Annotated in this window: 9 protein-coding genes and 3 pseudogenes; 3 read left to right on the top strand and 9 right to left on the bottom strand. The window is 61.4% G+C overall.

All coding sequences use genetic code 11. From position 1 onward, the window contains the following. Both EOA29_RS13875 and EOA29_RS41380 read right to left on the bottom strand, forming a co-directional pair. The coding region (locus tag EOA29_RS13875) for a homocysteine S-methyltransferase family protein (protein ID WP_189478892.1) at positions 1-1,822 on the bottom strand (1,822 nt) is incomplete at its 3' end. Between the two features lie 272 nt (positions 1,823-2,094). Beyond that, a complete protein-coding gene (locus tag EOA29_RS41380) occupies positions 2,095-2,280 on the bottom strand; it encodes a hypothetical protein (protein WP_189434680.1) in 186 nt (61 codons plus the stop codon). On the opposite strand from EOA29_RS41380, the pseudogene EOA29_RS42970 reads away from it, so the two are divergent. After that, a pseudogene (locus EOA29_RS42970) lies at positions 2,257-2,343 on the top strand (protein-L-isoaspartate O-methyltransferase); the annotation flags it as partial. The gene EOA29_RS41380 and the pseudogene EOA29_RS42970 sit on opposite strands and share 24 nt — an antisense overlap. Positions 2,344-2,397: 54 nt before the next feature. Here the strand turns inward: EOA29_RS42970 and EOA29_RS13865 are convergent. The 3 genes and pseudogenes from EOA29_RS13865 to EOA29_RS13855 form a co-directional block, all read right to left on the bottom strand. Continuing rightward, positions 2,398-2,607, bottom strand: a pseudogene (locus EOA29_RS13865) (nucleotidyl transferase AbiEii/AbiGii toxin family protein); the annotation flags it as partial. Beyond that, positions 2,604-3,404 carry a type IV toxin-antitoxin system AbiEi family antitoxin gene (locus tag EOA29_RS13860; protein ID WP_127221020.1) on the bottom strand — a complete coding sequence of 267 codons (801 nt, stop codon included), beginning with the start codon at positions 3,402-3,404 and terminating at the stop codon, positions 2,604-2,606. The gene EOA29_RS13860 and the pseudogene EOA29_RS13865, both read right to left, overlap by 4 nt. 41 nt (positions 3,405-3,445) lie before the next feature. Then, positions 3,446-4,102, bottom strand: a complete 657-nt coding sequence (locus EOA29_RS13855; RefSeq protein WP_127221019.1) for a hypothetical protein — start codon at positions 4,100-4,102, stop codon at positions 3,446-3,448. Between the two features lie 756 nt (positions 4,103-4,858). Between EOA29_RS13855 and EOA29_RS13845 the strand changes: the two are divergent. Next, a pseudogene (locus tag EOA29_RS13845) lies at positions 4,859-5,230 on the top strand (integrase); the annotation flags it as partial. 80 nt (positions 5,231-5,310) lie between these two features. On the opposite strand, the gene EOA29_RS13840 reads toward EOA29_RS13845, so the two are convergent. From EOA29_RS13840 to EOA29_RS13825, 3 genes are all read right to left on the bottom strand, one after another. After that, positions 5,311-5,715: a type II toxin-antitoxin system VapC family toxin gene (locus tag EOA29_RS13840; protein WP_127221018.1), complete on the bottom strand. Its 405-nt coding sequence runs from the start codon at positions 5,713-5,715 to the stop codon at positions 5,311-5,313. Next, positions 5,712-5,945 carry an AbrB/MazE/SpoVT family DNA-binding domain-containing protein gene (locus tag EOA29_RS13835; RefSeq protein ID WP_127221017.1) on the bottom strand — a complete coding sequence of 78 codons (234 nt, stop codon included), beginning with the start codon at positions 5,943-5,945 and terminating at the stop codon, positions 5,712-5,714. Before EOA29_RS13835 ends, EOA29_RS13840 begins: the two co-directional genes overlap by 4 nt. 719 nt (positions 5,946-6,664) lie before the next feature. Beyond that, a complete protein-coding gene (locus EOA29_RS13825; RefSeq protein WP_245468469.1) occupies positions 6,665-7,129 on the bottom strand; it encodes a DUF1772 domain-containing protein in 465 nt (154 codons plus the stop codon). 309 nt (positions 7,130-7,438) lie between these two features. Here EOA29_RS13825 and EOA29_RS13820 point away from each other — a divergent pair, with 309 nt between their 5' ends. Further along, on the top strand, positions 7,439-9,151 hold the full coding sequence (locus EOA29_RS13820) for an HAD family hydrolase (RefSeq protein ID WP_127221021.1): 1,713 nt from the start codon (positions 7,439-7,441) through the stop codon (positions 9,149-9,151). A gap of 27 nt (positions 9,152-9,178) precedes the next feature. Here the strand turns inward: EOA29_RS13820 and EOA29_RS13815 are convergent. Next, a partial coding sequence (locus EOA29_RS13815; RefSeq protein WP_145969671.1) for an AAA family ATPase occupies positions 9,179-10,049 on the bottom strand: 871 nt, incomplete at its 5' end.

Here is a 10,049-nt window from a genome sequence, read left to right as displayed (position 1 = left end):
GGATGGCGTGGTAGAGGAACACGGCATGCATGGCCTCGCGCACCGGTTCGTTGCCGCGGAACGAAAAGGAGAGGTTCGACACGCCGCCCGAAATATGGACATGAGGAAGCGTCGCGGTGATCTCGCGCGCAGCGTCGATGAAATCGACACCGTAATTGTTGTGTTCATCGATGCCGGTGGCGATGGCGAACACGTTCGGATCGAAGACGATATCCTCGGACGGGAAGCCTGCCTGTTCAGTCAGGAGCTTGTAGGCGCGGGTGCAGATCTCGACCTTGCGCGCCCTGGTGTCGGCCTGGCCGTCCTCGTCGAAGGCCATGACGACCACCGCAGCGCCATAGGCGCGCACCAGCCTGGCATGATGCAGGAACGCTTTCTCGCCTTCCTTCATGGAGATGGAGTTGACCAGCGGCTTGCCCTGGACGCATTTCAGGCCGGCCTCGATGACTTCCCACTTGGAACTGTCGATCATCACGGGAACGCGGGCAATGTCCGGCTCGGCCGCGATCAGGTTGAGATATTCGACCATCGCCTTCTTCGAATCGATCAGGCCCTCGTCCATGTTGATGTCGATGATCTGGGCGCCGTTGGCGACCTGGTCGCGCGCGACATCGAGCGCGGCGACATAGTCGCCCGCCGTGATCAGCTTCCTGAACCTGGCGGAGCCCGTGACATTGGTGCGCTCGCCGACATTGACGAACGGAATCTCGTCGGTCAGCGTGAACGGCTCGAGGCCCGACAGGCGCATCTTCGGCTCGATCTTCGGGATGGCGCGCGGCGGATATTTCTTCACCGCCGCCGCGATGGCGCGGATATGGTCCGGCGTCGAGCCGCAGCAGCCGCCGACGACATTGACCAATCCGTCGCGCGCAAAACCCTCGATCTGTTCAGCCATGAATTCCGGGCTCTCGTCATACCGGCCGAATTCATTAGGCAGGCCGGCATTCGGATAGGCGCAGACAAAGGTGCCGGCTACGCCCGAAAGCTCATCCAGATGCGCGCGCATGGCGTTGGCGCCGAGCGCGCAATTGAGGCCGATCGTGAACGGGCTGGCGTGACGGACCGAATGCCAGAGCGCCGTCGGCGTCTGGCCGGAGAGCGTGCGGCCGGACAGGTCGGTGATCGTGCCGGAGATCATGACCGGCAGATGAATGCCCTTTTCGACAAAGATCTCGTTGCAGGCGAAGATCGCCGCCTTGGCGTTCAGCGTGTCGAAGATGGTCTCGATCAGGATGATGTCGGCGCCGCCATCGAGCAGCCCGCGCAGCTGCTCGCCATAGGCATAGCGCAATTTGTCGAAAGTCACGGCGCGGTAACCGGGATTGTTGACATCCGGCGACATCGAGGCGGTGCGGTTGGTCGGCCCGAGAGCGCCGGCGACAAACCGCCGCTTGCCGTCTTCCTGTTGTGCCCGGATCAAAGCACGGCGGACAAGCCGAGCGCCGTCGCGATTGAGGTCGTAGACGGCATTCTCCATGCCGTAATCGGCCTGCGCTATGGAGGTTGATGAGAAGGTGTTGGTCTCGATGATGTCCGCGCCGGCAATAGCGTACTGATAATGAATGTCCTCGATCGCCTTGGGCTGGCTCAGGATCAAAAGATCGTTGTTGCCCTTCTGGTGACAGGCGCAACCGACGAACCTGTCGCCGCGGAAATGGTCCTCGTCGAAACCAAGACCCTGGATCTGGGTGCCCATGGCACCGTCAAGGATCAGGATGCGTTCGCGCGCAGTAGCTTGAAGCGTAGCCAGGATTTCCGACCCGTCTCGCTTCTCGCCGGCCGGACCAAACAGATCGTCCAGTGAGAACGGACTTTGCGACATTCTTTGTCCTTGTAACGACTGTTCAGCCAGTAGTCACATAAAGACATCTTTATGTCAACATGCCTTTGGCGAGGCAATCCGTTACCGCTAAAGCTTCCCGGAGTTAGATGCGGGTAAGACGCAGCGCCGCAACGCGATTGCATCGAGCTCGTCAGGTCAGAGGGTAAGGGCGAGCATTGAACTCTGCCTCGCGTCCCTCCACTGGATTGGTCAGCACGGCAAAGATATGTCTGCTCATCGGGATATCCCTTCCGTTCGGCAGCGGCCTTATTTTAGCAATATCTGGAGAAACGGCCAGCCAAAGGACGTCCCGCCAGCGCGCGTTTCCTCTCGAAATGGGCAATGCCCAGCGCATCGGCCTTGTCGGTTACTGTGACGAGACGAACAGGATATAAGCTATTTGGCAGCAGCTGGTCGAGGAAAGCCTCACCGTCATGAAACCGATGAACGAAGAGCATCTTGCAGTCCTACGCAGGCACATGGTCGAGATGATTGCAATCCATGCCGATCTTGCAATCGAGCGCCGACCGTAAGGCGTCCATTACGGCTCCGGCGGGCTCCGCGCGCATCTGCACGAGGTCGATATCCTCGGAATAGCGGGCGGCTGGCTTAAGATAGAGCTTGTAGAGCGCCGTCCCGCCACGAAATGCCAGGGCGTCGGCCAGCACCGGGTTGGAGAATATCTCCACCAGCGCTCGGCTGATGACGAGGTCTTGCTCGACCTGGATGTCCTGAACCCACGGCGCCTGCGCGCGCCATTCAGTGATGTAGTCGCGCGGGATCATAGCTCGGACTCCACAGTGACATTGATGGAAAGCCGCCAGCCGTCATCACGAACGGCGTCTTGTTGCGAGGCGGCCGGCAACAGGACAGCCGTGCTGCGCGCGTGCTTGCGCACATAGGTTTTGAGCGGTCCCGTCCGGTCGTCCGCACCGGCCCGATCCATCAGGTAGCCAAGCCTCTGCGCCCACGGCACGGGAGCGGTTTCGGCCGCGGCAACCAGTTTTTCAGGATCGATGCTGTCGACGAGTTCTCCCAGGATCGTCGCGACCTGATCAAGGCCGCCGACATGGTCATGATAGCCGACGAGGTCGATCGCCGTGGCCTCGGGGGTTGAGACAAGGACAGTGCCGCGCGGCGTGTTGAAGCTCTGGGTGGCCACAGACGCGATTTTTTTGCGGACGACGAATCCCACGCGCACCACGCCGCAAACGAGAGGACGGCGCGCCTTGGCCACCATCACCTGAAATTCCTGGGGACGATGATGGGCCGCGCCGTGGAACTGGGCGGCGGACAGCAGGCCCGCATAGGTGGGCTGGCCCAGCCGTTTCATCAGGGCCGGAATGAACTGCTCGGCGGGCAGGCTGCCGAGAGATTGGTACTCCGGGGGCACTATGACGTAAAAACCTCGTGCCGGGGATGCGATCAGGCCCTGTTTACTCAAGCGATGCAGGGCCAGCTTCGTCGCAGCCGCCGATACGCCAAGCGCGTCCTGGGCGTCGGACGAGTTGAAGTGATAGCGCCCGCTGGCGGCGGAGCGGGAAATGAAGTCACGGGCGTGCAGGCGGGATTCTGATTTCATGTGCGCAAAGTATCATTTTTCGATACTTTGCGCAATCAATTCTAGCCCGACCTCTGTTTAGGAACGAGACCCCGGCCAATGCGGATAACGTCATCCAGTACCGAGCGTATCTGCGGCCGGGGAAACTCGGCATCGTCCCCCGAACCCTCCCCGACCTTAAGCACCGCATCAAGCTTGACTACCACGCCGGCAAGGGAAGCAGAGGGCGTTTCGGACAATAGCTCAAGCAGATCCTCCGCTCGGTCGGCAGCCTCGCGCTCGGCCCGCAATGTTGCCGAATAGCCAATTTCCTTATCGGCGGCATCCCAGCGCGCCTGATGAGCCGCGAAGTCGGCTTCACCCCGCGCCCGCATTGCCGTATCTTCTGGACAATGATCGAGCACGTCGCGAAGCGCCCTAAGTGAATGCAGCGTCAAGCTCTTGCCCCCGCGCAGCTGAATGGTTGCGCAAGGAAAGCCAACGGTCTCGGCGAGTATCCGCTCAAGGCGCTGCTGCTGACGGCACAGCCGTTCAGTGTGCTCGTGAGCCGCCTGCCATTTGCGCCACACTACCACCGCGGGATCCGCGGATTGATCTGTTTCCAAATCATTGCGGGCAAACGCATTTCGCTTTGATCCAACAATTGCAATTGCCGTTCCCGCAAGTACCCTCCTCCGAGTGACGAGAGGCTGAGTCGTGGTATTGTCGGAATCACCCATGATCCGAGCTCCTCAACAGCTTGGTTGTGGCGAGGTCGAATAGGGTGTTGCACCACCCTGTTCGGCCGCTTTGCACCCAAAAGTCTTAAATGATGCCAAGGGTATTTTCAATACCTTAGGCATCATATGATGCCAATAGGATCATATTTAATGATAACAAGTGAGCAGCTGAGGGCGGCACGGGCTCTGCTGCAATGGGATCAGAAGAAGCTAGCGGCAGCATCAAAAGTTTCGACGGCAACAATCAAGCGCTTGGAGCCGCTCGCAGGGCCCTTACGGGCAAACCAAGTTACTGTCGAAGCTCTTCGTCGCGCGCTTGAAACAGCTGGCGTCGAATTTATCCCAGAAAATGGCGGCGGACCAGGCGTCCGGCTTTCCCGTCCCTATGACGGCAAATGACGCCCGGCGGAAGCCACGGCGCCTCTGGCCCTCGACCATAGACGCACCGGCATTGGCCATGAGCGCCTTAAACTATGCAGAGCTAGCCGGCCTTCATTAGGCGACGATACCTATTCGGCGCCGTCCGGCGAAAGGTTCCCGGCCCATCTCCACACCTCGCCGAACATCCGCTTGTGCACGCCAGCACGAAGCCGATGTTCAGCAGGGCGCCCGGCCTGACCCGTCCGCCGCGCGCCCAGGCCGCGCCCTTGATGATATTCACCTGCTCGGCTTCGTTGAGATCGGCGCGGTGTCTGATCCAGCTTTGTAGGTGCATTTGGCGACTAGCAATGATGGAGGGGGCTTGCCGCGGGCGGCGAGGTCGAGATCGGCCGAGGCTCCTCCGACGCCACCTCCCCGGTCGTGGCACCCGACAACCTGGCTGAAGTTGGCTCGGGTTGGCCAATGGCCCGTTGTTCCTGCGGGTGATTGGGCAAGGCAAGGCTGTCGGCGCCGAGCGATTGAACGAACAGGAGGTGGCCCAGCTGATCAAGCGTGCAGCAGTCACCGCCGGCGCCGGCGGCGACCTGTCGGAAGGCGAACGCGGCCAAATGTTTGCCGGCCATTCACTGCAGGCCTCGCCTCTTCGGCCGAGGTCGACGAGCGCTAAGTGCAAAAGCAGCTCGGCCACGCCTCGGCCGAAATGACGCGAAAATGTCCGCGCCGGCCGATCGGTTCCGAGTCAACTAGCCAAGGCGAGCGGACTGTAGGAACAAAAGGCTTCCTCCCTCCCCTGCCTGACCACAAGACTGTGTGTCCGGACGGATCGCTCAACTGTTCGGGGTGATCAGTTTCAATGATGGAAAATAGGTGCGGTAGCGGCCGACGTCGCGGGTGAGCAGCGGCAGCCCGTTGACGGCGGCTTGGGCTCCAATGAAGAAGTCGGGTAACACGCCAGTGCGTGATCCGCCCGACTTGCGATACTGCGTAAAGACCTTTCCAGCGAGAAACAGGGCGTCTCGCGGCATCGGGGCGATCTCCAGCCCCGCCTCAACTACAAACGCCTCGAGATCCTCGATGCGTTCATATCGAACGGCAAGCTCGGCATAGACAGAATCGTTTATCAGCAGAGGTCCATTGAGGCTCGCCGCCTCCAGCTGAGCGATCGACCAATCCGCCCAATTCGGATCATCGGTGACAAGGTCGAGCAGAACGTTGGTGTCGACCAGTGTCACGCTTCGCCACGCGTCAGTGCCATGATCTCGTCGGTACCGAGCCCCTTGCCGGCATGACCACGCAATTTCGCGAAGCGGCTCGCCGGCGGCTCCTTGTCGGCGCGTGCAAGCACCACGCTACCATCGGCAGCGCGGCGGAAATCAACCTTGCTGCCCGGACCAATGCCGAGGAGATCGCGGACCGGCTTCGGGATGGTCACCTGTCCCTTGGCTGTGACTGTAGTGGTCATGGTCGCCTTCCGTAATACCAGATTTACAGAAGGTATTACCTTAGGGTCAAATTTTCAACCAGGTCCGATCGTTCGCTCGTAGCTCCGCTTTTTGTACGGCGCCCTTGAGCCAATCTGCATATGTCGAAAGATTGCGATTTTCATCGACCTGGTGACGGCATGTCGATCGAACAGAATATTGCCGTTTAAGGTAGGGCGACCTTGTAGCTCGCCTTCTCTGCTCCCGGGCGCTCTCGCAATGGCTCTGGTGGATATTGCCTGACGGCGGAGCTGCCTCCAAGCGAGGTGGACCCTTCGATCTTCCTGGCCACCAAGCTGAGCTGCAAGGGCCACGGTGCGAGGCGTTCACATTCTATCCCGTCATCTTTGCCGTTACGCCATTTGTTCGCAACGCGGCCATCAACATCGGGCCGACCGAGAACTGCCCTGTCCTAGGAGCCCTTTGCGCTCCTCCGGCTTCAGCGGAGTTGCGTCTTCCGGCTCCCGAAAAAGGTCTGTCACGACTCGTTCCACAAGTCGCGATCCTTGAGGACATCGCGACAAAAGCCTCGATGCGCGCTTCCGTTCCGGCATCGCCGGTCTCCCTGCGCCGTTAGGGACGACCGACCGCGACCGGACGATCAGCCCTACCCTGCCCTGAAGCTCCAGCGAGTCGATTAGAAACCCGGCCGGACATCAGCCGCCTTGGATGGCAATTGCCGTGGTCAGGAGGATCAGGCTCAGCATCGCCAACACCGCGCGGAGAACGTGCGAGAGTTCCCACCGGTTACGAAACGCCGTCCACTCTTGCGTCGCACAAGTGCGTCCCCGTCGCTGCCCTGGGTTGCGAAGAAACGCTTCGCCGGCGCAGTCAATTCCACCTCTTGCAGCCAGTGCTTGTTGATCGGCTGGGTCATGAACCAGAAGACAAGCTGCATAATCAGGAGCCCGGTCAACGCGCAGGCAATCAGCCAGAGCTCGACAGAGCCGCTCGACGTCAGCATCAACGCAAACGTCGCGACGATCCCGCCGACCTCGGCGATGCCGCCTCCGATCGTGAAGCCCGGATAGTAGATCCGCTGGACAACAAAATACTCTTGCCTGGAGAGCCGCATTTTGCCCGGCAGCTCCAGCGCGTGGGCGAGCGCCATGGCCATCGCGCTCGCCACGAGGATGACGGTCAGGACCTCCACGAAAACATACATCAATGGACCTCTCACTCCGGCGTGAGTGCTTCGTAAAAGCAGCTTCAATGAATTCGAGCGACAACAATCAGATCGAACGTAATGGTCCAGACCGGGTTCCATCGACCAAGAAGGGCTTGATGACTAGCAATGACGAAGGGGCTTGCCGTGGGCTTCCTCGCACCAGTCGCACATGGGGCGCTGTATGTCGTCGTCACCTGGGCGGAACGCCCGGTCGTTGCGAAGCAAGGGGTCGACCTAAACCTTTTCCGCCGACAGGCGTTGTTCGTTCCAGAGGGACCGAGCGACGCCAGCGGGGAGGACCACCCGATGTATTTCATGGCATTGGCCACCGACTACGATGGCACGCTGGCGCATGACGGCCTGGTTGCCGCAAGCACGCTCTCGGCGCTGGAGAAGCTGAAGAAGTCCGGCCGCAAGCTCATCCTGGTCACCGGCCGCGAATTGCCGGATCTGAAAGAGGTGTTTCCCGAACTCAGCATCTTCGACAAGGTGGTCGCGGAAAACGGCGCGCTGATCTACACGCCGGGCAGCGAGGAAGAGCGCACGATCTCTCCTGCTCCGTCAGCCGACCTTGTCGACAAGCTCAAGAAGCGAGGCGTCAAGCCGCTGTCCGTCGGGCGTTCGATCGTCGCCACATGGGAACCGCACCAGGCAACAGTTCTAGACGTCATCAAGAAGCTCGGCCTTGAGCTGGAGATCATCTTCAACAAGGGCGCAGTGATGATCCTGCCTAGCGGCATCAACAAGGCGACGGGACTGACAGCCGCGCTCTCCGACCTGCGGCTTTCGCCCCACAATGTGGTCGCAGTCGGTGATGCCGAGAACGACCACGCCTTCCTCAGGGCCTCGGGATGCAGCGTTGCCGTCGCCAATGCCTTGCCGGCTGTGAAGGAGACAGCCGACCTCGTCACGAAAAGCGCCCGCGGCAAAGGTGTCGAGGACCTGATCCACAAGCTTATCAAGCTCGACCATCTGATCGCTCGAAAGCGCTCGCGCGGCGTTCTGTTGGGAACTGCTCATGGCAAGAAGATCTATCTGTCGCCAGTCGAGACCGTTCTGATCGCCGGAAGCTCCGGCATCGGCAAGTCCACATTGGCCACGGCGCTCACCGAGCGGCTCGTCGAGAAAGGGCTGCAGTTCTGTATCTTCGACCCGGAAGGCGACTATGACGGGCTGCAGGGCGCGGTGCCGCTCGGCGATGCCTCGAGCGCGCCGAGCAAGGACCAGTTGCTGGAGCTGATCGACAAGCCGGACAACAACATTGTGGTCAACGGACTGGCGCTGAAGGTCGACGAGCGGCCCGATTTCTTTGCCGAATTGCTGCCAGGCCTCGGCAGCGTCCGCTACCGCACGGCAAGGCCGAATTGGCTGATCATCGACGAGGCGCACCATCTTTTGCCCAAAAAGCGCGAGGACACCCGCGCCGTGCTTTCGCTCGAGCTGCCGGGCACGGTGCTGATCACCGTGCATCCGGAAGCGCTCTCGACAGGTGCCTTGCGTTTGGTGACGGCGGTCATTGCCCTCGGCCCAAAGGCGAAGGGCGTCATCAAAACCTTTTGCAAGGAGGCCGGGCTGGAGGCGCCGAAGAATATCCCGACGCCAAAGGGCGACCGTGTGCTGTTGTGGCGGCCGCAGGACGACAAGAAGCCTTTCCCCGTCAAGGCGATCGAACCCGACCAGTCGCTGAAGCGGCACAGCCGCAAATATGCCGAAGGCGAGCTCGATGAAGCCGCCAGCTTCTATTTCACCGGGCCAAAAAAGGCGATGAATCTGAGGGCCTACAATCTGATCATCTTCGCCCGGATGGCGGAAGGCATCGACGACAAGACCTGGGAGTATCACCTGCGCGCCGGCGACTATTCCAAATGGTTCCGCCAACAGATCAGGGACAAGGAGCTGGCACGCGAGACGGCCGAGGCCGAGAAGGACAAGCGTCTGTCGCCAGAGGAGAGCCGCAAGCGCGTGCTGGAGGCCGTGCGCCGCCGCTACACAGCGCCGGCCACGGCACCGGAGAAGTAACCCAGTCGATCCGGGCGGTCAGCTACCTCAGCTCGCCTCGCGCATTGCCTCGGCCGCCTGCAGGTCGACCGAGACAAGCTGGCTGACGCCCTGCTCGGCCATGGTGACGCCGAACAGCCGGTCCATGCGCGCCATGGTGATCGGGTTGTGGGTGATGATGACGAAGCGCGTCTCGGTGGTCTTCGCCATCTCTTCCATCAGATTGCAGAAGCGCTCGACATTGTGGTCGTCGAGCGGCGCGTCGACCTCGTCGAGGACGCAGATCGGCGCCGGATTGGTGAGGAAGACGGCAAAGATCAGCGACATCGCCGTCAGCGCCTGCTCGCCGCCGGACAGCAGCGTCATGGTCTGCGGCTTCTTGCCGGGAGGACGGGCAAGGATTTCGAGCCCCGCCTCCAGCGGATCTTCCGACTCGATGAGCTGCAGCTCGGCGGTGCCGCCGCCGAACAGATGCGAGAACAGCCGCTGGAAATGGCCGTTGACCACCTCGAAGGCCGACAGCAGCCGTTCGCGGCCTTCGCGGTTGAGGCTCTGGATCGCCTGACGCAGCTTGCGGATCGCCTCGATAATGTCCTCGCGCTCGGAAACGATGGTCTCCAAACGCTCGGACAGCTCCCGCTGCTCCTCCTCGGCGCGCAGATTGACGGCGCCGAGGCGCTCGCGCTCGATCTTCAGCCGGTCGAGCTGGCGCTCGACCTCGGCCATGTCGGGCATCGGATCGTCGGCTTCGAGACCGGTATGCTTGATGACGAGATGCGGCGGCGTGTTCAGCGCTTCCTGGATGCGCGCCTCGACCTCGGCGCGCCGCTCGTCGGCCGCCGTCAGCCGCTCCTCGGCGCGGACGCGGGTTTCGCGCGCTTCGGCGAGCGACTGGATGGCGGCGGTCGCCGCCTTGTCG

Origin of the sequence: Mesorhizobium sp. M1E.F.Ca.ET.063.01.1.1 (assembly GCF_003998155.1) — a bacterium.
GTDB lineage: Bacteria > Pseudomonadota > Alphaproteobacteria > Rhizobiales > Rhizobiaceae > Mesorhizobium.
The sequence above is the reverse complement of the archived record's forward strand: the minus strand, read 5'-3'. Positions and strand labels throughout refer to the sequence as shown.

Coding starts and splice junctions, on each gene's coding strand:
- EOA29_RS41380 (WP_189434680.1), bottom strand. CDS start 2,280: ATGCTCTTCGTTCATCGGTTTCATGACGGTGAGGCTTTCCTCGACCAG.
- EOA29_RS13860 (WP_127221020.1), bottom strand. CDS start 3,404: ATGAAATCAGAATCCCGCCTGCACGCCCGTGACTTCATTTCCCGCTCC.
- EOA29_RS13855 (WP_127221019.1), bottom strand. CDS start 4,102: ATGGGTGATTCCGACAATACCACGACTCAGCCTCTCGTCACTCGGAGG.
- EOA29_RS13835 (WP_127221017.1), bottom strand. CDS start 5,945: ATGACCACTACAGTCACAGCCAAGGGACAGGTGACCATCCCGAAGCCG.
- EOA29_RS13825 (WP_245468469.1), bottom strand. CDS start 7,129: ATGTATGTTTTCGTGGAGGTCCTGACCGTCATCCTCGTGGCGAGCGCG.
- EOA29_RS13820 (WP_127221021.1), top strand. CDS start 7,439: ATGTATTTCATGGCATTGGCCACCGACTACGATGGCACGCTGGCGCAT.